Source organism: Halomonas campaniensis (assembly GCF_002211105.1).
In the GTDB taxonomy this organism is placed as follows: domain Bacteria; phylum Pseudomonadota; class Gammaproteobacteria; order Pseudomonadales; family Halomonadaceae; genus Vreelandella; species Vreelandella campaniensis_A.
Map to the genome: position 1 here is coordinate 140,687 of NZ_JPUA01000003.1, position 21,526 is coordinate 162,212.

Genomic DNA, 21,526 nt, shown 5'->3' on the forward strand with positions numbered 1-21,526 from the left:
CGCTACTGGCTTGTCAGTCCGCTGCGCGTTTGGGAGCGGGTAAAGTGAGTTTGGCGACGGCGCCTGAGCATATTGTCGCCAGTTTGATGCGTTGTCCGGAAGTGATGGCACATGGCATACGTGGTGGCGCTGAGGCGGCTGAGTTGCCCAATAACGCTGATGTCATAGTGGTCGGCCCTGGGCTGGGTCAGGCTGCCTGGGGGCAGGCTGTATTGCAGAGTGCGCTGCAGGCAGACAAACCGCTGGTAGTGGATGCCGATGGGCTGAACCTATTGGCGCGTCAGTGGCCGGATGTGCGTCGCGATAACTGGATATTGACACCACACCCCGGTGAAGCCGCACGACTATTAAACTGTTCCGTTGCCGATATCCAGTCTGATAGGCCCGCTGCTGCCCAGGCGCTGCAACGGGCCCGGGGTGGCGTGGTGATTCTAAAGGGCGCGGGCAGCCTAATCGCCGGCCCCACTGGCTTGGTCGTGTGCCCTTACGGTAACCCGGGTATGGCCAGCGGCGGCATGGGTGATGTACTCAGCGGCATGCTGGGCGCGCTGATTGCGCAGCGTGGCGAGGTAGAGTTTAGTGCCTGGCTGGGTGCCATGGTGCATGCGCTAGCGGCAGATCGCGCAGCCGAGGAGGAAGGCGAGCGTGGCCTGCTGGCCAGCGATCTGGCATTCTATGCGCGAAAATTGATTAATCCGTGAAGGCAGCCCACATGCAGGTGCAATTAGACAGTGAAGAGGCCCAGGTCGCCTTTGGCGAAGCGCTCGGGCAGGTGTTGCAAGGACGCGGGCTCGTCTATCTAGAGGGTGAGCTGGGTGCCGGAAAAACCACCCTGACTCGGGGCATTTTGCGCGCTTACGGCCATCTCGGTGCGGTTAAAAGCCCCACTTATACCTTGGTAGAGCCTTACGAGCTGGGATCCCAGCGGATTTACCATCTGGATTTGTACCGTTTGTCGGATCCGGAAGAGCTTGAGTTTATTGGTGGTCGTGACGTGCTGGCCGACGATGCGCTGAGCATTATTGAGTGGCCCAGCCGGGGTGAAGGATGGTTGCCAGCGCCTGACCTTCGCCTAACCTTGGAAGTAATGGGTCAAGGGCGTTTAGTCTCCCTGGCGCCGGGGAGTGATCAAGGTGAACGTATATTGGCTGCCTTGCAGGATCCATTAAATAAAGCAAGTAAGCTAAGTTCCGACCAGTTGGAGAGTGGTGTGATTCAATGGAAATAAAGGGCATAGCGGCACGTGTATATCGCTTATTGGCCGCCAGTTTTTTTGCCCTGGCAGCGGTTAATGTTCAAGCGTCCAGCGTAGAAAGTATGCGTCTTTGGGCGGCGCCGGATCATGCTCGGCTGGTATTTGACCTCTCCGCTGCGACCAATGCCAACGTGTTTTCGCTAGAGAATCCGGCGCGGTTGGTGATTGATTTGGATGATACCCAGATGGGCACCGACCCCAGCACGCTGCCTTTGCATGACAGTGCCATTACTTCGGTGCGTACCGGCACGCGGGAGGGGGGCGGTCTCCGGGTCGTGCTTGAGCTCAATCGAGAAATAGAGCCGCGCCACTTTACCCTGACCCCTAATGAACAATACGGCCACCGTCTGGTGGTGGATCTCGAATACCCCGGCGAAAGCGCCGTTGAGAATCCGATCGACCCTATTGAAGCGATGATTCGTGATCAGGAGATCCAGGCCCAACGCGCATCGGCCCAAAGCCAGCTGCCGGGTGAAGCAGCTCCGCCTAGCGATGCAGCACCGGTTGAAGTGCAGGAAGCCAAGCCGCATCCACGTCGAGACATCATCATCGCTGTCGATGCCGGTCATGGTGGCGAAGACCCTGGCGCAATTGGCCCTTCAGGCACACGGGAAAAGGACGTAGTGCTGGAAATTGCCCGTCGTTTAGCTGCTGAGGTGAATGGAACGCCAGGCTTTAAGGCGGTGCTAACCCGTGATGGTGACTACTATATTGGTCTGCGTCAGCGCACCGCACTGGCTCGCGAACAGAAGGCGGACTTCTTCGTCTCCATTCACGCTGATGCCTTTACCAGCCCACGTCCTCAGGGCAGTTCGGTCTATGCGCTGTCGCAACGTGGTGCCACCTCGGAAACCGCCCAGTGGCTGGCCGATAGCGAAAATCGTTCGGATCTGATCGGTGGTGTCGATGGCAACCTCTCTTTACGTGATAAAGACCAGGTGCTGCGTGGCGTGTTGTTGGACTTGACCATGACCGCGACCTTAAACGATTCGCTCTCTATCGGTGGGCAGGTGTTAGAGCAGTTAGGGCGAATTAACCGGTTGCACAAGCCCCGGGTAGAGCAGGCGGGGTTTATGGTGCTTAAATCCCCCGATATCCCCTCGCTGTTGATTGAGGTTGGCTTTATCTCTAACCCTGACGAAGAGCGTCGTTTGCGTGACCCGGTGCACCAGTCAGGGCTTTCCCAGGCGATTTTCAGTGGCTTACGCGACCACTTCCAGCGCTACCCGCCGCCAGCCAGCCTGCTAGCCTGGCAGCGTGATAATCAGCGCCAGCCGTCGGGTAACGAGTACCGCATTCAGTCAGGAGATACTCTTTCAGCGATTGCCGTGCGCCACGGCGTGCCGGTGAATCAACTGAAGCAGGCCAATGATTTGAATGGTGACGTGATTCGCGTTGGCCAAGTGTTACAGATTCCCCGCTCATGAGGTTTTGTCGTGACTGATATGACCGCTACCGTACCGCGCATACAGGTACTCGACCCACGGCTGGCCAACCAGATTGCCGCCGGTGAGGTGGTTGAGCGTCCTTCATCGGTGACCAAAGAGCTGATAGAGAACGCTATCGACGCGGGTAGCCAGCGCATTGAAGTGGAAATTGAGCAGGGCGGAGCGCGGCTGATTAAGGTGCGCGATGACGGCATCGGTATTGGCGAAGAGGATTTACCGCTGGCCCTGGCCCGCCATGCCACCAGTAAGATCGGCAGTTTGGAAGACTTGGAAGGCGTTAGCTCGTTGGGCTTTCGCGGCGAGGCGCTGGCGTCGATCAGCTCCGTCTCCCGGCTGGAATTGATCTCCAATGCCGAAGATGACCCCCGCCATGGTTGGCGGGTGGTGGCAGAAGGGCGGGGCATGGATGCACGGGTGACCCCCGCGCCACACCCCCGAGGTACTAGCGTCGGCGTGCGCGACCTGTTTTTTAATACCCCCGCTCGGCGCAAGTTTCTGCGCACAGAAAAGACTGAGTTTGCCCATGTAGAAGAGGCGTTTCGCCGTCAGGCGCTATCCCGCTACGATATTGCCTGGGTGTTGCGTCATAACCAAAAAGTCATTCATCAGCTGCCAGCGGGTCACTCAGCGGCGGCCCGGGAGCGGCGGATTGCCTCGCTGTTGGGTAAGAATTTTATCGAGCACGCCCGTTACATTGAGCGCGAAGCGGGCGGTTTGCGGCTAAGTGGCTGGGTGGGTCTGCCCACCCACTCGCGCTCCCAGGCCGACCAGCAGTACTTCTTCGTTAACGGACGCGTTGTGCGTGACCGCCTAGTTGCCCATGCGGTGCGCCAAGCCTACCGCGATGTTCTGTTTAACGGTCGTCATCCGGTGTTTGTGCTCTATCTGGAGCTCGATCCAGACGTTGTGGACGTCAACGTTCACCCCACCAAGCACGAAGTGCGCTTTCGTGATGGTCGCATGGTGCACGATTTTCTCTACTCCAGCCTCCACCACTCCCTGGCGTCCGCTAAACCCGCCGAGAGCGCAGAGGAGGGTGAGGCTGAGGTAGCTGATACACCGGGCGCATCGCCACAGGGCGAAGCTTCAGAAGCGGGCGCCGAACAGCCCCGCTGGCAGCAGCAGGGGATTGCGCTGACCCACTCGCCGGATCGCCACCCAGGAGCCGAGCGAGTGCGTCGCTTTATGCAGGGCTATCAGGCGCTCCACCCCAATCATGAAGAGACCCTGTTAACGCCACAGCCGAGCGCTCCCCAGCGAGGTGATGAGGTGCGTGAAGCGCCCCTGGCGATGCCCGATAACGACCCCACTGCGCCGCCGCCGCTGGGGTTTGCCTTGGGGCAGTTACACGGTATTTATATTCTTGCCCAGAACGCAGAGGGCTTGGTGTTGGTGGATATGCACGCCGCCCACGAGCGCATTGTCTATGAACGCATGAAAACTCAGCTGGCGGCGGCGAAAGGACTGGATGCGCAACCGCTGCTGGTGCCTGTTTCCATTGCTGCCAGCCGGGCTGAAGTAGCCACCGCAGAGAGCGAGCAAGAAGCGATTGCCAAGCTGGGTATTGAGCTGGATATCGCCGGGCCAGAAACGCTGCTGGTGCGCCAATTGCCTGCCTTGCTTGCCCAGGCTGACCCTGAGGCGCTGGTACGCCAGATGCTGGAAGAGCTGGCGCGGTATGGGCGTACCCATCAAGTCGAGGCTCGCTTGCATGAACTGCTCTCCACCATGGCTTGCCATGGCAGTGTGCGCGCCAACCGACGGCTAACGATTGATGAAATGAACGCGCTGCTACGCGATATGGAGCGCACCGAGCGCAGCGACCAGTGTAATCATGGCCGTCCTACCTGGACGCAGATGGGGCTAAAAGCGCTCGATCGGCTGTTCTTGCGTGGACAGTAGCTGAGCAGACAATAGCAATCACCCTTTTTCTTACCTGATGGAAACGCATGGCTGATACGCGCCCCTGGGCGATTTTTTTAATGGGCCCGACGGCCGCCGGGAAAACCGATACCGCAATGGCACTGCACGAGCGCCTGGGGCATGAGCTGGTCAGCGTTGATTCGGCCATGGTGTATCGCGGCATGGATATTGGCAGTGCCAAACCCAGCGCGGCGGAGCTTGCCCGTGCGCCCCATCATCTGATCGATATCCGTGACCCAGCAGAACCCTATTCGGCCGCTGATTTTCGGGTAGATGCGTTTTCGCTTATGCGACAAATCAGCGCGGCGGGCAGGGTGCCACTCTTGGTCGGCGGTACTATGCTCTACTACAAACGGCTGGTCGAAGGGGTTGCAAATCTTCCGTCTGCAGATCCGGCGATTCGCCAACGACTTGAAGCCCAGTGGCAGGCTGAGGGGCTAATCTCACTGCATAAACAGCTCGCGGAAGTGGATGCGGTGTCTGCCCAGCGCATCCATCCCAATGACCCGCAGCGTCTGATGCGTGCCCTGGAGGTGTACTTCGCCAGTGGGCGGCCAATGAGTGAACTCTGGGCGGAGCAACAGCCGGAAACCTTTCCCTGGCGCGTGTTGTCCATAGCATTGGCACCCAGTGATCGCAGCTTGCTGCATCAACGTATTGCTCAGCGTTTCGAAGTAATGTTGGGTGAGGGCTTGATAAATGAAGTCGCCGCCCTCAAAAAGCGTAACGACTTACATTTAGGCCTGCCGGCGATGAAGAGTGTTGGTTATCGCCAAGTGTGGGAGTACCTGGAAGGTGAGTATGACTATGCCACTCTCGTTGAGCGAGGCGTGATTGCAACTCGTCAGTTGGCCAAGCGACAACTAACTTGGTTGAGAAGCTGGCCAGAACTTAACTGGGTAGATTCACAGCGCTCGGATGCACTGGATCAGGTGCTGAAACTCGTGCGTGACAGCGGTGCTTAGCGTAAGATAGTCCGCTAAGATAGTAACTTAGTAGATGTGTTTTCGATTGGCTGAGTGATTGGCCTTTCGATTATCACTAGGCTCTTCGGGCATCATTCGGCCTTCCGGGCAGTAATAAATAGTGCGGCGTAGCACCAGTAGGGCACGCCATTTGATAATTAACCCCCAACGACAGTTTTAGGGAGAGCAACATGTCCAAAGGGCAGTCCCTTCAAGACCCGTACTTGAACATTCTGCGCAAGGAGCGCATTCCGGTCTCAATCTTTTTGGTCAACGGCATTAAGCTGCAGGGCCAGATCGAATCGTTTGACCAGTTTGTTATCCTGCTGCGCAATACCGTCAGTCAGATGGTTTACAAACACGCTATTTCTACGGTTGTTCCGTCTCGTAACGTACGCTTGCCTGCGCAAGACCCGGCAGAGCAGGATGCGGAGATTTAACACCGCTGGAGAAGCAAGAGAGTCCACGAGGTATTGATTGTTTTTCGAACGCCCAGACGCCGGTGAAACGGCAGTTCTTGTTCACGTCGATTTTCATGATGAACAAAAACGTGAAGACCCGGGTGAGTTTTTAGAGCTCGTACGCTCTGCTGGTGCAGAGCCTGCGACTCTACTCACTGCTAGCCGCCACCGACCTGACTCGCGCACCTTTATTGGGTCAGGTAAGTTGGAAGAGCTGCGGGCACTGCTCGCGGCTCACGAGGCAGAACTGGTGATCTTCAACCACAGTTTAAGTCCCTCTCAAGAGCGCAATGTTGAGCAAGAGCTCAAGTGTCGAGTGCTTGACCGTACCGGTTTGATCCTCGATATCTTTGCGCAGCGGGCAAGAACCCACGAAGGTAAGCTGCAGGTAGAGCTTGCTCAGCTTGAATATATGTCGACTCGCCTAGTGCGGGGTTGGACACACTTAGAGCGCCAAAAAGGCGGGATAGGCCTGCGCGGCCCAGGTGAAACACAGTTAGAGACTGACCGTCGACTGCTCCGCGGGCGGATCAAGTCGATCCATAAGCGGCTCGATAAAGTACGCAGTCAGCGTGACCAGAATCGCCGCGCGCGCGCACGTGCGGAAATTCATAGCGTATCGCTGGTAGGGTACACCAACGCCGGTAAGTCGACCCTGTTTAACGCTTTGACCAATTCCGAGGTGTATGCAGCCGACCAGTTGTTTGCGACACTTGACCCTACCCTACGACGGCTTGAGATTGAAGACGTGGGCCCCGTGGTGATGGCTGACACCGTTGGCTTTATTCGCCACTTGCCGCACAAGCTGGTTGAGGCGTTTCAAGCGACGCTACAGGAGGCCTCGGAGGCGTCGCTGCTGGTACATGTGATCGATGCTGCAGACCCCGACCGCGAATTAAACATGGAGCAGGTGGAGCTAGTGCTCAAAGAGATCGGCGCCGATGATGTGCCGGTACTCAAAGTCATGAATAAAATTGATAAGCTCGATAGCGCCCCCCGTATAGAGCGCGATGGCCACGGCATGCCCGAAGTTGTTTGGCTATCAGCCCAGCAGGGGCAGGGCTTAGAACTGTTGCATGAAGCGCTGAGTGAGCGCCTGGCCAACGATGTTATAGGCTTTTCGCTGACGCTTACGCCAGAGCAAGGTAAGCTGCGCGCAGGTCTGCATGAGCTGAATGCCGTTCGCGAGGAAGCCTTTGATGAGCAGGGGCACTCGGTGCTGGATGTGCGTTTGCCGCGTCGCGATTTTAACCAGCTAATGGCTCAGCTTGGCGAGCGTGCCAATACCTATTTACCTGAAGCGTTGCAGGAAACTGAAGATTGGTAGCCTCACCGTATAATGTCTAGTACGCTGTCGGTATCTGGTTTTGTATAAAAATGGTACAAGATTTAAAGAGCAATAATATCAAAACGCCAGCGCTTCGTTGATCGATGAAGCCAGATGCGTGAGCGAATACCCTTAGTGGAGAAGAAGTATGGCCTGGAATGAGCCTGGTGGTGGCAACCAGCACGACCCTTGGAGTAGTGGCGGCCGACGCGGTGGAAACGATGGTAATGGAAACCGTGGCAATAACAGTGGCGGCGACAATGGCAATAAAGGGGGCAACAACCAAGGCCCGCCTGACTTGGATGAAGCGCTGAAGAAGTTTCAGGACAAGCTCAACAGTATGCTGGGTGGGGGCAAAAAAGGCGGTGGCAGGAAAACCGGCGGTGGCGGTAGCGATAAAAACCGCAACCCCTTTGCACTTCCAGGCCTTCTGATTGTCGTTGCGCTGGCGATCTGGGCCGCGATGGGCTTCTACTTGGTGGATCAATCCGAGCGGGGTGTTGTGCTTCGTTTTGGTAAATACCAAGATGTTGTCAATCCAGGCCTTCAGTGGAATCCGCCGCTGATCGATGATGTGCGTATGGTCAATGTGACCCGTGTACGCTCGCTGTCGCAGACACAGTCGATGCTGACGCGTGACGAAAACATTGTCGAAGTGGAAATTTCTGCTCAGTACCAAGTGGCTAACCCACGTGATTTTGTACTCAACGTACGTGATCCTGCTGTCTCGATTGAGAACGCGCTGGATTCGGCGTTGCGGCACGTCGTAGGTGGTACCGATATGATCGATATTCTTACCTCGGGTCGTGAGATTCTGGGTAGCTCGGTCGCCAGCCGTCTGCAGTCTTACCTGGATAACTACGGTGCCGGTATTCGTTTGCAAACCATCAACATCGAGTCCACTTCGGCCCCGGCGCCAGTGATCGATGCTTTCGATGACGTTATCCGTGCCCGTGAAGATCGCCAGCGTACTATCAACCAGGGTATTGCTTACGCAAACGCGATTATTCCTGAGGCGCAAGGTCAGGCGCAGCGTATTGTTGAGCAGGGGCAGGGTTACCGTGAGTCAGTAGTTGCTGAAGCGCAGGGTCAAGCCAACCGCTTTAACTCGCTACTTTCCGAGTACACAAATGCCCCGGATATCATGCGTGAGCGCATGTACCTGGACACGATGGAAGAAGTGTTCGGCAAAACACCGAAGGTGTTGCTGGACGTGAGCGAAAACGCGCCGTTGATGTATCTGCCGCTAGATCAGCTTAGAGGTGGCAGCAGTAATCGCAGCAACGCTTCCAGCGGCAGTAGCGATAGCGATGAACAGCTAGACCCGAGTGTGCTTGAGCGGTTACGCAACACCCAGGGCAGTTCCAGCTCTTCTTCGAATACCAATAGTAGCTCCATCCGCAGGGAGGGCCGGTAAATGATTAATAATCGATCCCTGCTGATTGTTGGTGGTCTGGCTGCCGTGGCGTGGCTGGCAAGCAACACTCTGTACGTGGTAGACGAAACCGAGCGAGCCGTTAAGCTGCGCTTTGGTGAAGTCATTGAAGAGAATATTCAGCCTGGCTTGCACGCTAAAGTGCCGATCGCGCAAACGATCCGTAAGTTTGATGTTCGTCTCCTAACGCTGGACACCGAGACCAGCCGTTACCTGACTCTTGAGCAAAAAGCGGTCATAGTCGACTCCTACGTTAAGTGGCAGGTGGTCAATCCTACCCGCTACTACGAGGCAACGGCGGGTGATGAGTTGATGGCCATTCGCCTGATACAACCGCGGGTGGATGAGAGCCTGCGTAACGAGTTTGGTCGCTTGAATCTTCAGGAAATTATCGCTGAACGTCGTGATGACCTGATGACAGGCCCCACAGAAGAGCTTGACGAGCTGATGCGTGAAGAGCTCGGGGTCGCCATTCGCGATATTCGTATCAAGCGCATCGATTTGCCTGAAGACGTATCAGCCGCTGTTTTTGAGCGGATGCGCTCCGAGCGTGAGCGTGAAGCCCGTGAGTGGCGTGCTCAGGGGCAGGAAGAGGCTGAACGTATTCGCGCCAATGCGGATCGCCGTCGCCAGGTACTGCTTGCTCAGGCCAATGAGCGCTCCGAAACCCTGCGCGGTGAAGGTGATGCCCAAGCCGCTGCGATTTTCTCAGAAGCGTATGGTCAGAATCAGGAGTTCTTCTCTTTCTGGCGTAGTCTCAATGCCTATAGCGAAAGCTTTGCCGACGATGGCAATCTGATGGTGCTGGAGCCCAGTAGCGATTTCTTCCGCTATTTGCGTAATCCTGCTCCAGAAGGTAATGAAAGCGACAGCGAGTAAGGCGTTTTTTGCGGGTGTTCCTCGTCTCGCCATTCCTATGGCCAGGCGGGGTTCACCCGGCCAATAAACGTGATAGAATTCATTAACCGGGCGTCGCCCGGTTTTTTTGTGGCCCTTGTTTAACGCTAATGTCGCCAATGACCATGCGACGTTACTGATTGAATGTGCTGGGCCTTCATCGTCTTGCAGGACTGTTCACATGACCATCGCTGACCGCTGGCTGCTGCCCGACGGCATGGATGAGGTGCTTCCGCCTCAGGCAAGCCGTATGGAAGAGCTGCGCCGTGCGCTGCTCGATCTTTACCACTGCTGGGGCTATGACCAGGTCATGCCGCCACCGGTGGAGTTTCTAGATTCCCTATTAACCGGCACCGGTACGGATCTGGATCTTCAGACTTTCAAGCTGACCGACCAGTTAACCGGCCGCATGATGGGCGCCTCGGCGGACGTTACACCGCAAGTGGCGCGGATGGATGCCCACTCGCTAAAACGTCAGGGACCGGTGCGTCTTTGCTACTGCACTAACGTGCTGCGTGCCAAGGCAGACCAGCATCAGGGTGGCCGTAGCCCAGTGCAGGTGGGTGCTGAGTTGTTTGGTCATGCGGGGCTTGAGGCAGACAGTGAAATTATTCACTTGGCGCTGGCCAGTATGAAAGCCGCAGGTGCGGAGGAGATTCACCTGGCGCTTGGGCATATCGGCATCTACCGTAGCCTTGTTGAAGCCGCAGCGCTCAGCGATGAGCAAGAGGGGGCGCTATTTGAGGCGTTAGCGCTAAAGTCGCCCACTCAACTGGCGCAGCTTGTAGACGCCAGTGTCAGCGACCCGGCCTTGGCGGATATGTTATTGGCCTTGGGCGAACTGCATGGCGGCGCGGATGTTTTGCCTCAGGCGCGGGAGCGTTTTGCCGGGGCGCCTGCCTCGGTGACAGCGGCACTGGATCAACTGGATGCGCTTTATCAAGGGGTGCTGGCACGCTTTGATGTGTCGCTCTACTTTGACTTGGCGGAGCTGCGCGGCTATCAATACCACACGGGTATGATGTTTGCCGCCTATGTGCCGGGCTATGGCCATGCGCTGGCTAAAGGCGGGCGTTATGATGATACCGGGCGGGCTTTTGGTCGTGCCCGCCCGGCCACTGGCTTCTCAATGGATCTGAAACAGTTGGCATCGCTGGCACCGGCATCCCCTAGTCGTGGGGCTATTTGGTCGCCCGCTACGCAGGATGCGTCGCTCAACGCTGCCATTGTCGCGCTGCGTGAGCAGGGTGAACGCGTGATTCAAGCGCTGCCAGGGCAGCGTACTGGGCCGGCGGAGCATGAGTGTGACCGCCGTCTTGAGCTTATCGACGGCCGTTGGCAGCCAACGGCCCTGACACAAGAGACGAGTGCATCATAATGGGTAAGAATGTCGTAGTGCTGGGCACCCAATGGGGTGACGAGGGCAAGGGTAAAATCGTTGACCTGCTGACTGAATCCGCCTCCGCCGTGGTGCGTTTTCAAGGTGGTCATAACGCCGGTCATACGCTGGTGATCGACGGCGAAAAAACCGTACTTCACCTTATACCTTCCGGCGTTTTGCGCCCAGGCAAAACCTGCGTGATTGGTAATGGAGTGGTGCTTTCACCTGAAGCGCTGATCAAAGAGATTCGTGAACTGGAAGCCAAAGGTGTGCCGGTGCGCGAGCGCCTGCGTCTGTCGCCAGCTTGTCCGCTGATCCTGCCTTACCATGTGCGCCTGGATCAGGCCCGTGAAAAAGCCCGTGGCATTGCCAAAATTGGAACCACTGGCCGGGGCATTGGCCCTGCCTACGAAGACAAAGTCGCCCGTCGCGGCCTGCGCTTGGGCGATATGCTGCATCGCGAGCGTTTCGCTTCCAAGTTGGGCGAAGTGCTCGACTACCACAACTTCGTGCTGGTGAATTACCACGGCGAACCGGCAGTCGACTTCCAGGAAGTGCTGGATACCGCGATGCAGATGGCCGAAGAGCTGCGCCCCATGGTGTGCGATACCGTCAGTATGGTGCACGACCTGCGCAAAGCCGGTGAGAATATCCTGTTTGAAGGTGCTCAGGGCTCGCTGCTGGATATCGACCACGGTACCTACCCCTACGTGACCAGCTCCAACACTACCGCAGGCGGCACGGCCACCGGCTCTGGCGTCGGCCCGCTCTATCTGGATTACGTGCTGGGTATCACCAAGGCGTATACCACCCGTGTGGGGTCAGGTCCGTTCCCCACTGAGCTATTTGATGTCGATGGTCGTCACCTTGCCGAGCGTGGCCATGAGTTTGGTGCCACCACCGGTCGTGCCCGCCGCTGTGGCTGGTTTGACGCCGTGGCACTGCGTCACGCAGTGCAGATCAACTCGGTCTCCGGTATCTGCCTGACCAAGCTGGACGTGCTGGATGGCCTGGAAAATATCCGCGTTTGCGTTGGTTATCGCAGTAAAGATGGCGACGTGCTGGAAACGCCGGTGGATTCGGAAGGCTACGAAGCTGTCGAGCCGCTTTACGAAGACCTGCCAGGCTGGAAAGAGTCGACCCTAGGCGCTAAAAAGGTAGAGGATCTACCCGCTAATGCCCGCGCTTATATCAGCTATCTCGAACAGCAAGTAGGTACCAGCATCGATATTATCTCCACCGGTCCAGACCGCATGGAAACTATCGTGCTGCGTAATCCCTTCGATAGTTAAGAGCGGTTAGCGCGCTGGTCACTGTTAGTGAGCAGATGAGTAGATGAATCAAAAGGGGCAACTTAGTTGCCCCTTTTGCGTAGATGGTGGGTATTTAAAAGTCGATCCCGCGGCGTGCCTTAAGGCCATTGTTGAAGGCATGGCGCACTTCCTGCATTTCGGTCACCGTATCGGCCATGGCAACGAGTTCGCGGTGAGCGTTGCGGCCGGTAATAATCACTGTCTGCTCAACAGGGCGATTCTCCAGCGCCCGTTTAACGGTTTCTATCTCCAGATAGCCAAATTTGAGCATATAGGTGATTTCGTCGAGTACCACCAGATAGGTGGCTGGATCCGCGAGCATACGCTCAGCCTCTTTCCATACGGCTTGGCAGGCGTCGGTGTCCGCTTGTCGATTTTGCGTATCCCAGGTGAAGCCGGTCGCCATGATAGCCACCTCTAGATTGGTATCTTCTTCCAACCGATTGCGCTCGCCGCACTCCCACAGTCCTTTGATAAACTGCACCACGCCTACTTTATAGCCATAGCCCAAAGCGCGGGTGACCGTGCCCCAGGCAGCGGTTGTTTTACCTTTTCCGTTCCCGGTGTTAACAATGATGAGGCCCCGTTGCTCGTTGGCACTGGCGACTTTCTCCTCTACGCGCGCTTTGAGCTTCTCCATAGAGGCTTTGTGGCGGGTGTCGCGGTCACTCATGGTATCTCCTGATAAAAGACAGTAGTCACTGTTATAAACCGCTAGCCTAAGCTATCAGCAAAGGGTTGAACATCTTTACGGTTGCCCTTGGAGATAATTTTTGTATAGATATTTTCCCAGTTTCGTGAACCTTTGTCTTAATAATTCATTCCCAAAATCAACAAACAACAACAGAATTGGCCCCTAGGGGGCTGGCTGCTCTAGAATAGGGGGTCATGTCTTGCCAGGAATTACACCATGCCCTCATTTGATATTGTCTCAGAGTTCGATAAGCACGAAGGCGCTAACGCCGTGGATCAAGCCAACCGAGAAGTGCAGTCGCGGTTTGATTTTAAGGGGGTCGACGCCAGCTTTACCCTTGAAGGCGACAAAGTACAGCTAGAAGCGGAAGTTGATTTCCAGCTTAAGCAGATGCTCGATGTACTGCGCGCCCGGCTCATTGCTAGGGGCATCGATGCCCGCTGTATGGATATTCAAGACCCGGTACTCTCCGGGGTTAAGGCGCGCCAGGAAGTCGCTCTCAAGGAGGGGCTGGATGCGGCGGAAGCCAAAGACATCGTCAAGCGCATCAAAGCCAGCAAGCTCAAAGTGCAGACGCAAATTCAGGGTGAGAAGGTGCGTGTCACGGGGAAAAAGCGCGACGATTTACAAGCTGTCATGGCGTTGCTGCGCGGCGAAGAGGGGCCGGATCTTCCGCTCCAGTTTGATAACTTCCGCGACTAGCCCGTGGTAGTTAATCTTCGAACATTTTAATTATGTAATATTCGTTTTATACAGGAGTCACGCACTATGTCTGATCCGCAGCCGGTTTATTTAAGCGATTACCAGCCACCCGCTTATCGGGTAACTCATACCGAGCTGACGTTTGATCTTGACCCCGCCGCGACCCGTGTGAAAGCGCGACTGTTGATGGAGCGGCACTCAGAGGCTGCCCCTGATGCACCGCTTGTCTTGAATGGCGAGCACCTAAAACTGATCTCCCTGGCGATCGATGCAACGCCGCTGGATGCCGCTGCCTATGAACTAGATGATGAAGGCCTGCGTATCGCGCAAGTGCCGGAGCGCTTTGTGTTGGAGAGCGAGGTGGAGATCGCCCCGCAGGAGAATACGGCGTTAGAGGGGCTGTACCAATCCAACGCTATGTACTGCACCCAGTGCGAAGCCGAGGGTTTTCGGCGGATTACCTTTTACCCTGACCGCCCGGACGTCATGGCGACCTTTAAGGTCACCGTGATTGGGGATCAGCAGCACGAGCCGATTTTGCTCGCTAACGGTAACCCGATCGAGCGCGGGGAGCTGGAGGGCGGTCGTCATTTTGTTACCTGGGAAGATCCACACCCCAAGCCCTGCTACCTGTTCGCCCTGGTGGCAGGCAACCTGCATAGCGTAGAGGATCACTTCACCACCATGAGCGGGCGGGATGTCACGCTGCAGATTTGGGTGGAAAAAGAGAACCTGGATAAAACCGAGCATGCCATGGCCTCGTTAAAGCGCGCCATGGCGTGGGACGAGCAGGCATACGGCCGTGAGTACGACCTGGATCTGTTTATGATCGTGGCCGTCAATGACTTCAATATGGGGGCGATGGAGAATAAAGGGCTTAATATTTTCAACTCCGCCGCGGTATTGACCCACCCCCAGACCGCCACCGATGCAGCGTTCCAAAACGTAGAAGGCATAGTCGCCCACGAATACTTTCACAACTGGTCGGGCAATCGTGTTACCTGCCGCGACTGGTTCCAGCTCTCGCTCAAAGAGGGCTTTACCGTCTTTCGCGACCAGTGCTTCTCGGCGGATACCAACTCTGCGCCGGTTAAGCGGATACAGGATGTCTCCTTTTTCCGCACCGCCCAGTTTGCCGAAGATGCTGGGCCCACGGCGCACCCGATTCGTCCCGACCACTATATTGAAATTACCAACTTCTACACCCTGACGATTTACGAGAAAGGGGCTGAAGTCGTCCGTATGCTGCGTAATTTGGTGGGAGAGGAGAGTTTTCGTCGCGGTTCCGATCTCTACTTTGAGCGCTTCGATGGCCAAGCGGTGACCATTGAAGACTTTGTCGGCTGTATGGCAGACGCTTCCGGTGAAGACTTCAGCCAGTTTATGCGCTGGTACTCCCAGGCGGGAACCCCAGATATCGACGCCCATGGTGAGTACGATTACGTGCAGGGTGAGTACCACTTAACGCTGCGTCAGCGAACGCCTGCAACACCGGGCCAGCCAGATAAGCTGCCGCTGCATATTCCGGTGCGCATGGGATTGGTGGGTACCAAATCCGGCCAGGATCTTACCCTGACGCTCAATGGTGAAAAGATCGGTAAAGATGCGGTGATTCATCTGCGCGAAGATGAGCAGACCTTTGTGTTCACTGATGTGGCTGAAGCGCCGGTGCCCTCTTTGTTGCGCGAATTTTCCGCCCCGGTGAAGCTGCATTACCCCTACTCCAGGGAAGATCTCGCCTTCTTGTTGACCCACGACAGCGATGGTTTCAACCGCTGGGATGCTGGTCAGCGATTGGCGCTGTTGGCCCTGGATGACCTGATTGCCGCTCACCGGAATGGCGTGGAAAAGGTCATGGATAGCCGCGTCGTGGATGCCTTTAAAGCGTTGCTTAATGGGCCAATGAACGATAAAGCAGTGCTGGCAGAGATGCTGACGCTGCCCTCCGAGGCGTATATCGCCGAGCAACAGCCTATCGTTGATGTGGATGCCATTCACGCGGCCCGGGAGTTTGTGCGTCAGTCGTTAGCCATGGCGCTGCGCGATGAGTTTCTCGCCATCTACGAAGCCAATATGTCAGACGAAGCGTACGCGCCGACGCCGGAGCAAATAGCTCAGCGCAGTCTGAAAAACGTGGCGCTGGCTTATCTGATGTCGATTGAAGATGAGCAGGGCCTGGCGCTGTGTGAAGCGCAATTCGCCGCCGACCACAATATGACCGATGTGCGTCAAGCGCTTACCCTGCTTGTGCACAGTGATCGCGATGATTTGGCCTCGCCAGCACTCAAAGCCTTCGGTGAGAAGTGGGCCCATGACCCGCTGGTGATGGATCAGTGGTTCACTGTCCAGGTATCGCGCCCTCAGCCAGATGTGCTTGAGCGGGTGAAGTACCTAATGCAGCATCCTGCATTCTCACTTAAAAACCCCAATCGAGTCCGTGCGCTGGTCGGCGCCTTTGCTCAGAACCGGGTCAATTTTCACCGTTTGGATGGCCTGGGCTACCAACTGCTGGCTGACGTGGTCATCGAACTCAATCGGCTTAACCCGGAAATTGCTGCGCGGCTGATTACACCATTAACCCGCTGGCAGCGCTTTGATGAAACCCGTCAAGCATTGATGCGGTCGGAGCTTGAGCGGATTAAGGCGCAGCCCCTCTCTTCAAATGTTTACGAGGTGGTCGAGAAGGCATTGGCATAAGGTATTGCTATTAAACGTGTATTCTAAGGAAAGGAATAACAACAGTGACAGACTCTCAGCAACACTATTTACTGATTATCAATGGTAAATCCGCCGGTAATCCGGCATTGCGTGAAGCAGTCGATGAACAGCGCCGGGCAGGGATGCTGATTACTGTTCGCGCTACCTGGGAAGGGGGCGACGCTGCTGATATTGCTGAGCACTCTAATGCTATGGGTATTACCCATGTAATTGCCTGCGGGGGCGACGGCACCGTCAGTGAAGTGATGAACGGGCTGATGCGTTTGCCCCATGACCAACGGCCTGTGTTGGGCGTTGTGCCCCTTGGCAGTGCCAATGACTTTGCTACTTCCGTTGGTTTGCCGCTGGAGCCAGCGGCCGCTCTGGCCGCTGCTCGGGAGTTAAGCGCCTATCCCATTGATGTCGTGCGCGTCACTGCAGGCACTGGAGGCGAAACTACCACCAGCTACTATATCAATATGACGACCGGTGGGTTTGGCGCTGAAGTGACGTCATCAACACCCAAAACCTTAAAGCGGCTGCTGGGGGGCGGGGCCTATTCAGTGATGGGGGCGCTAAAAGCTTGGCGCCACCGCAGCTACCGCGGCACGCTCCATTGGGATGAAAAAGAGGAGAACGCGTCGCTACTGCTCCTGGCGCTGGGCAATGGCCGCCAATCAGGTGGTGGGCAGGTATTGTCACCACGTGCCAAGCTGGACGATGGCCGTTTGGACGTACTGTTGGTGAAAGACTTTCGGTCGGTAACCGAGCTGACCAAGCTGATTAGCGAGCTGCAAAGTTTTCCTTATGATGGGCGGTTTGTGCGCTATTTCACCACGACCCAACTGAGGTTAACCACCCAGGAGAAGGATTCGCCATGGCCACTCACGCTGGATGGCGAGGCGCGCTACTACGATCAGTTCTGCGCGGAAGTCGTGCCCCTCGCGCTACGTGTGCTACTACCTGAGGAGTGCCCGCTGCTCTCCTCGACCAGTCAACCTTAGCTCTGATGACGACTGATTTAACCATGGCCCAGATTTTTAACGTTATATAGGAGAAGAACCCAATGGCAAATCGCGTGTGGATACCCGCATTCGCCGCCGTGGCACTACTGTTGAGTGCCTGCGGTGATTCCCAGGAAGATCCCACCGTGACAACCGATGATAATTCTGCGGTGACGGATGAAGCAACGACCCGGGAGGAGGGGGCTGGCGCAGAAGAGGCGCCGGAGGCGGCTGAAAATTCAGCAGATATATCCACGCCCGAAGAGGTAGAGGATGATATTGAAGCACGTCAAGCCGCTGAAGAACTTGAACGAGCGGAAGCGCTAGAGAGTGACACTCAGCCTGACGACACCTCATCCAGTGACGTTGCAACGGCTGGCGGTGAAGAGGTTGAAGCCGGAGAAGATACGCTGGCCGCTAATCCTGAAGATGTACTCGATGAAGAGAGTGCAATGCCAGGTGAGGCTACCCGCTCGGACGTGGATGACATTATTGCTGAAACCGAACGCCGTTTTGAAGAAGCCGAACAGCGGTTAGAGGAGCAGTTTCAGGAGGTGGAGCAGCAGTCGCCGACCTTGGAGCCGATGGAAAGTGAGGACGTTTCGCCCAGTTGGGACACCGAAAGCAGTTTGCCAGAGCGGACGCCGTTGCAAGATGATCGCGAGGCAACCGATGTTGACGCCTTGATTGAGGATACCGAACGCCGCTTTGAAGAGGCACAACAGCGGCTCGAAGAGCAGTTTCAAGAGCTGGAAAATCGAGAGGCCGAGAGTGGCGCGGTAGTTGAGCCATCAGGCGAGCTTGATAGCAGAGCAGATAGCCAGGAAGCCGACGGTGCCGGTGAGCCTCAGAGTGAGAGGTAACGCTTTGGGTAATTACCGTTAGGCAATAAAAAAGGCCCGCGTTTGCGGGCCTTTGTCCATCCGTTAGCAATTAAGCTGGGCGGATGTTGGAAGCCTGAAGGCCTTTTTTACCCTGAGTCACTTCAAAGCTGACTTTTTGACCATCTTGCAGGGTCTTGAAGCCTTCAGCTTGAATTTCGGAGAAGTGGGCGAACAGATCGTCTCCGCCGTCATCAGGAGAGATGAAGCCGAAGCCTTTAGTGTCGTTGAACCACTTAACAGTGCCAGTTGCCATTTTCTATTTCCTTAACGTGCTTAGTAATCACGGGCAACTCAATTGTTCACCCGCTACAATTACTCTAGATGTAAACACGGCTGTCGTCCAGCGACATTCCTAAGATTTTTTATTTCGTTGCGAGCAGGCTTAAATGATCGAGTTGGGTTTTATTGATGCGCAGTTTATTTCCTTTTTGGTGGCGATCACGCTGTTAACGATCAGTCCCGGTGTCGATACGCTGCTGGTGATTCGTAACACGGCGCGCGGAGGTATCCGTGATGGCGTCACCACGAGTTTAGCTATTTGCTGCGGCCTGTTTGTTCATGCCACGATTTCTGCGCTGGGGATCTCGCTGATCCTGCTGCAATCGGCCTGGGCGTTCCATATGCTGAAGCTGGTGGGAGCGGGTTATCTCATCTGGCTGGGCATTACCAGCTTGTTAGCGGCGCGGCGGGGGCAGCCGCTGCCTATTAATGGAATGCTACAAGGTATGCCGACCGTTTCACGCTGGCAGCCGGTCAAAGAGGGCTTTTTGTCCAATGTGTTGAACCCCAAAACCGTGGTGTTCTACATGGCCTTTTTGCCTCAGTTCATCGCTCCCGGCGACCCTGCTTTACTGAAATCGCTATGGCTGGCGGGGGTGCACTTTATCATCGCTAATATCTGGCAAATCAGTGTAGTGATGATGGTGGGGAGCGCCGGCAAATGGTTGGCTAACGCACGTTTTGCGCAAGTGCTTAATGCCGCGACAGGCAGTGTATTGGTGGTGTTTGGTATTCGGTTGGCATTAACACAACGCCCGGTATAAACCGGGCGTTGGTGTCAATCTAAAGCAGAGGATGCGGTTTAGCGGCGGGCAAGGAGCGCCCGGTCGTAGCGTACCTGCTGCTCGTTATCGCTAAGCAGTGAAACGCCTTCGCTGCTGCCACCGTTAGCGAGGCTTTCAAAAATCACCCGATAGCTAAGCACTGCCTGCACGTAGTCGCGGGTTTCGCGGAAGGGAATACTCTCAACAAAAAGGTCAAAGGCTTCTACTCCGTCCCCCAGCCACTGATCGACGCGGCCAGGCCCCGCATTATAGGCCGCTGCGGCGGCCAGTCGATTGCCCTGGTAGCGCTGCAGCTTGTCACGCAGGTAAGTGCTACCCAGGCGGATATTAAGCTCGGGGTCGAGTACGCCGTAGGGGCCAGGATCGCTAATGCCCAATTCGCGGCTGACTTGGCTGGCGGTACCGGGCATTAGCTGCATAAGTCCCCGCGCCCCGGCGGGTGAAAGGGCGTTGGGGTTATAAGCACTTTCGCGCCGGGTAATCGCCATCAACAAGTAGGGATCAACGCCCGTCATACGGCCCCAGTGCTGAAAGCTATCGTGGTAAGCCTGAGGGAAGCGCCAATCCAAAGCGTCCCACATTTCAGCGGCAATAGTGGTCTGCACTAAGCGCGCATGCCACTGCTGCTGTGCGGCATAGTCGGCGAGTGCGCGTGCCTGTTGCGGTGAGCCGCTCTGTACCGCGTGTAGCCACTCGCTGTTGGCGAGACCGTCCTCGCCAATGCGTAACAAGGCCTCGGTGCGCTGAACGGCGGGGAGTTGGGCAATGCGTTGGCGCGAGGCTTCATCAAAATGATTGCGTTCAAGATTCAACTGATAGGGTTGGCCGAGCTTTTCTGCTGCCGCGAAGCCGTAAAAACTGCGATCCTGCGCAGCCTGCTGGTAGCGTGCTTCGGCGGCTGCCTGATTACCAAGCTGGCCATTGGCGCGGCCTAGCCAATATTGCCAACGGCTATTTTCCTGTTGGCTTGCAGGCATTTCCGCAATCCAGTGGATCACCCCGTTCCAGTCCCGGTTAGCTAGCGCATGACGCACACGCAGTTCTAAGACGCGCTCGCTCTCAAGGGTCGGTAGCACGCTGTCGACCCAGCTTAGCGTGCCCGGTACATCGCGCACCAAGGCATAAAAAGCCAGCTCTTCCTCAATGGCTTGGCGGTCACTGGGCAGCAGGTTTAAACGCGGCGAGAGCGTCTGCCAGGCGGCAAAAGCGGCTGACGTATCTTCACGGGTGAAGCGCTGCATGGCCGCTCGGTAGAAGCTTGCCGTGGCGGCACACTCTGGGCCTAAGCAGGCAGGCGCCTGGGTGATCGCGCTGCTGCGTGCCGTTACGTTATCCACCGTTTCTAATGCAGTTTGCCATTGGCCACTTAATAGCCTGCCAAGATAGTTTGAGAGGCTCGACTCTCCCGCCTGCCAGGCGAGCATCTTGCGTTCCCAAATAGCCGTGGCATCGATGGTGCCGTTCGCCCGCAAGCGATCAAATAGCGGGTCGCAAGCGTTGGGCTGTGAGCTGCCTACGCGCCATAACTTTAACCCTGCCTCGCTCGCCAGTTGGGGTTGAGTCGCCAGTAGTGCCGTATAGTAATAACACTGACGAGCGGTGCCTGCTGGCTCACCATCGGCCACCGCGAGCAGATCGCTATAGCGCCCTGCGTGACCATACTTTGCAATCGCTTGACCGCGTATCCACCCCGCGAGAGGAGAGTCAGCGTGCTGGTCGATAAATTGATGCACCCGTTCAGGAGCCACGTTAGGCAATTGCCCCCTTATGCGGTGGTACTCCACGTAACCGCGTAGCGGGTGATCTGCAATTGAGCGCTCATCGACACGCGCCCACTGCTGCTCGCGGGCAGCGGCGAGGGCATCGCGTAATTCACTATCAGATGCAGCCCACGAAAGCGCAGGTAAGCCCGCCAATAATGCGGTACACAGCACGCGGGCGGTATGGCGAAATGGCGAAACCAACATGGTGCTCTCTCTCTATAAATCGGTGTCACTTAATCTGGGCCTGGGAGCAGCCCACGCAGATTGCGGTGCAACCGCTATACTGAACGAATATAAGCCGTCATGATCTGAC

19 protein-coding genes are annotated in these 21,526 nt (G+C 56.4%); 16 read left to right on the top strand and 3 right to left on the bottom strand.

Features of this window, described 5'->3' with window-relative positions; all coding sequences use genetic code 11:
- The 11 genes from JI62_RS22810 to JI62_RS01900 form a co-directional block, all read left to right on the top strand.
- A partial coding sequence (locus JI62_RS22810) for an NAD(P)H-hydrate dehydratase (protein WP_240513103.1) occupies positions 1–701 on the top strand: 701 nt, incomplete at its 5' end.
- 11 nt (positions 702–712) lie between these two features.
- The gene (tsaE, locus tag JI62_RS01855) at positions 713–1,228 is read left to right on the top strand and encodes a tRNA (adenosine(37)-N6)-threonylcarbamoyltransferase complex ATPase subunit type 1 TsaE (protein WP_088698534.1); all 516 of its coding nucleotides are present in this window, start codon (positions 713–715) and stop codon (positions 1,226–1,228) included.
- Positions 1,219–2,682: an N-acetylmuramoyl-L-alanine amidase gene (locus tag JI62_RS01860; protein ID WP_088698535.1), complete on the top strand. Its 1,464-nt coding sequence runs from the start codon at positions 1,219–1,221 to the stop codon at positions 2,680–2,682. The genes tsaE and JI62_RS01860 overlap by 10 nt, the downstream gene beginning before the upstream one ends.
- 18 nt (positions 2,683–2,700) lie before the next feature.
- A complete protein-coding gene (mutL, locus tag JI62_RS01865) occupies positions 2,701–4,605 on the top strand; it encodes a DNA mismatch repair endonuclease MutL (RefSeq protein ID WP_088698654.1) in 1,905 nt (634 codons plus the stop codon).
- Positions 4,606–4,652: 47 nt separating this feature from the next.
- Complete coding sequence (gene miaA, locus JI62_RS01870) at positions 4,653–5,591, top strand: tRNA (adenosine(37)-N6)-dimethylallyltransferase MiaA (protein ID WP_088698536.1); 939 nt, start codon at positions 4,653–4,655, stop codon at positions 5,589–5,591.
- A gap of 191 nt (positions 5,592–5,782) precedes the next feature.
- A complete protein-coding gene (hfq, locus tag JI62_RS01875) occupies positions 5,783–6,031 on the top strand; it encodes an RNA chaperone Hfq (RefSeq protein WP_007114649.1) in 249 nt (82 codons plus the stop codon).
- Between the two features lie 37 nt (positions 6,032–6,068).
- A complete protein-coding gene (gene hflX / locus JI62_RS01880) occupies positions 6,069–7,379 on the top strand; it encodes a ribosome rescue GTPase HflX (RefSeq protein WP_088698537.1) in 1,311 nt (436 codons plus the stop codon).
- 148 nt (positions 7,380–7,527) lie between these two features.
- Entirely contained in the window at positions 7,528–8,796 is a 1,269-nt protein-coding gene (gene hflK, locus JI62_RS01885) for an FtsH protease activity modulator HflK (RefSeq protein WP_088698538.1), read from the top strand.
- Positions 8,797–9,693 carry a protease modulator HflC gene (gene hflC / locus JI62_RS01890; protein WP_088698539.1) on the top strand — a complete coding sequence of 299 codons (897 nt, stop codon included), beginning with the start codon at positions 8,797–8,799 and terminating at the stop codon, positions 9,691–9,693.
- A 199-nt stretch (positions 9,694–9,892) separates the two neighbouring features.
- Positions 9,893–11,089: an ATP phosphoribosyltransferase regulatory subunit gene (locus tag JI62_RS01895; protein WP_088698540.1), complete on the top strand. Its 1,197-nt coding sequence runs from the start codon at positions 9,893–9,895 to the stop codon at positions 11,087–11,089.
- Positions 11,089–12,384, top strand: a complete 1,296-nt coding sequence (locus JI62_RS01900) for an adenylosuccinate synthase (RefSeq protein WP_088698541.1) — start codon at positions 11,089–11,091, stop codon at positions 12,382–12,384. Before JI62_RS01895 ends, JI62_RS01900 begins: the two co-directional genes overlap by 1 nt.
- A 94-nt stretch (positions 12,385–12,478) precedes the next feature.
- Here the strand turns inward: JI62_RS01900 and cobO are convergent, their stop codons facing one another.
- Positions 12,479–13,078, bottom strand: a complete 600-nt coding sequence (gene cobO, locus JI62_RS01905) for a cob(I)yrinic acid a,c-diamide adenosyltransferase (RefSeq protein ID WP_088698542.1) — start codon at positions 13,076–13,078, stop codon at positions 12,479–12,481.
- Positions 13,079–13,315: 237 nt separating this feature from the next.
- On the opposite strand from cobO, the gene JI62_RS01910 reads away from it, so the two are divergent.
- The 4 genes from JI62_RS01910 to JI62_RS01925 all read left to right on the top strand — a co-directional run bounded on the left by JI62_RS01910 (position 13,316) and on the right by JI62_RS01925 (position 18,365).
- Entirely contained in the window at positions 13,316–13,801 is a 486-nt protein-coding gene (locus tag JI62_RS01910; protein WP_088698543.1) for a YajQ family cyclic di-GMP-binding protein, read from the top strand.
- Positions 13,802–13,867: 66 nt separating this feature from the next.
- Positions 13,868–16,498 carry an aminopeptidase N gene (gene pepN / locus JI62_RS01915; protein ID WP_088698544.1) on the top strand — a complete coding sequence of 877 codons (2,631 nt, stop codon included), beginning with the start codon at positions 13,868–13,870 and terminating at the stop codon, positions 16,496–16,498.
- 44 nt (positions 16,499–16,542) lie between these two features.
- Entirely contained in the window at positions 16,543–17,502 is a 960-nt protein-coding gene (gene yegS, locus JI62_RS01920) for a lipid kinase YegS (protein WP_088698545.1), read from the top strand.
- A gap of 62 nt (positions 17,503–17,564) precedes the next feature.
- On the top strand, positions 17,565–18,365 hold the full coding sequence (locus JI62_RS01925) for a hypothetical protein (RefSeq protein ID WP_088698546.1): 801 nt from the start codon (positions 17,565–17,567) through the stop codon (positions 18,363–18,365).
- 70 nt (positions 18,366–18,435) lie between these two features.
- On the opposite strand, the gene JI62_RS01930 is transcribed toward JI62_RS01925, so the two are convergent.
- Complete coding sequence (locus JI62_RS01930) at positions 18,436–18,639, bottom strand: cold-shock protein (RefSeq protein ID WP_007114660.1); 204 nt, start codon at positions 18,637–18,639, stop codon at positions 18,436–18,438.
- Between the two features lie 133 nt (positions 18,640–18,772).
- Here JI62_RS01930 and JI62_RS01935 point away from each other — a divergent pair, with 133 nt between their 5' ends.
- Positions 18,773–19,429 (top strand): LysE family translocator, encoded by a 657-nt coding sequence (locus JI62_RS01935; RefSeq protein WP_088698547.1) that lies wholly within the window; start codon positions 18,773–18,775, stop codon positions 19,427–19,429.
- A 38-nt stretch (positions 19,430–19,467) separates the two neighbouring features.
- On the opposite strand, the gene JI62_RS01940 is transcribed toward JI62_RS01935, so the two are convergent.
- Positions 19,468–21,417, bottom strand: a complete 1,950-nt coding sequence (locus JI62_RS01940; RefSeq protein ID WP_088698548.1) for a transglycosylase SLT domain-containing protein — start codon at positions 21,415–21,417, stop codon at positions 19,468–19,470.
- Between the last annotated feature and the right edge of the window lie 109 nt (positions 21,418–21,526).

What these genes read in the sequence shown, in the direction of transcription:
- pepN (WP_088698544.1), top strand. Translation starts at nt 13,868, where the DNA reads ATGTCTGATCCGCAGCCGGTTTATTTAAGCGATTACCAGCCACCCGCT.
- JI62_RS01935 (WP_088698547.1), top strand. Translation starts at nt 18,773, where the DNA reads ATGATCGAGTTGGGTTTTATTGATGCGCAGTTTATTTCCTTTTTGGTG.
- JI62_RS01925 (WP_088698546.1), top strand. Translation starts at nt 17,565, where the DNA reads ATGGCAAATCGCGTGTGGATACCCGCATTCGCCGCCGTGGCACTACTG.
- JI62_RS01940 (WP_088698548.1), bottom strand. Translation starts at nt 21,417, where the DNA reads ATGTTGGTTTCGCCATTTCGCCATACCGCCCGCGTGCTGTGTACCGCA.
- cobO (WP_088698542.1), bottom strand. Translation starts at nt 13,078, where the DNA reads ATGAGTGACCGCGACACCCGCCACAAAGCCTCTATGGAGAAGCTCAAA.
- JI62_RS01900 (WP_088698541.1), top strand. Translation starts at nt 11,089, where the DNA reads ATGGGTAAGAATGTCGTAGTGCTGGGCACCCAATGGGGTGACGAGGGC.
- JI62_RS01895 (WP_088698540.1), top strand. Translation starts at nt 9,893, where the DNA reads ATGACCATCGCTGACCGCTGGCTGCTGCCCGACGGCATGGATGAGGTG.
- hfq (WP_007114649.1), top strand. Translation starts at nt 5,783, where the DNA reads ATGTCCAAAGGGCAGTCCCTTCAAGACCCGTACTTGAACATTCTGCGC.
- JI62_RS01910 (WP_088698543.1), top strand. Translation starts at nt 13,316, where the DNA reads ATGCCCTCATTTGATATTGTCTCAGAGTTCGATAAGCACGAAGGCGCT.
- hflC (WP_088698539.1), top strand. Translation starts at nt 8,797, where the DNA reads ATGATTAATAATCGATCCCTGCTGATTGTTGGTGGTCTGGCTGCCGTG.
- miaA (WP_088698536.1), top strand. Translation starts at nt 4,653, where the DNA reads ATGGCTGATACGCGCCCCTGGGCGATTTTTTTAATGGGCCCGACGGCC.
- mutL (WP_088698654.1), top strand. Translation starts at nt 2,701, where the DNA reads ATGACCGCTACCGTACCGCGCATACAGGTACTCGACCCACGGCTGGCC.
- JI62_RS01930 (WP_007114660.1), bottom strand. Translation starts at nt 18,639, where the DNA reads ATGGCAACTGGCACTGTTAAGTGGTTCAACGACACTAAAGGCTTCGGC.
- hflK (WP_088698538.1), top strand. Translation starts at nt 7,528, where the DNA reads ATGGCCTGGAATGAGCCTGGTGGTGGCAACCAGCACGACCCTTGGAGT.
- tsaE (WP_088698534.1), top strand. Translation starts at nt 713, where the DNA reads ATGCAGGTGCAATTAGACAGTGAAGAGGCCCAGGTCGCCTTTGGCGAA.
- JI62_RS01860 (WP_088698535.1), top strand. Translation starts at nt 1,219, where the DNA reads ATGGAAATAAAGGGCATAGCGGCACGTGTATATCGCTTATTGGCCGCC.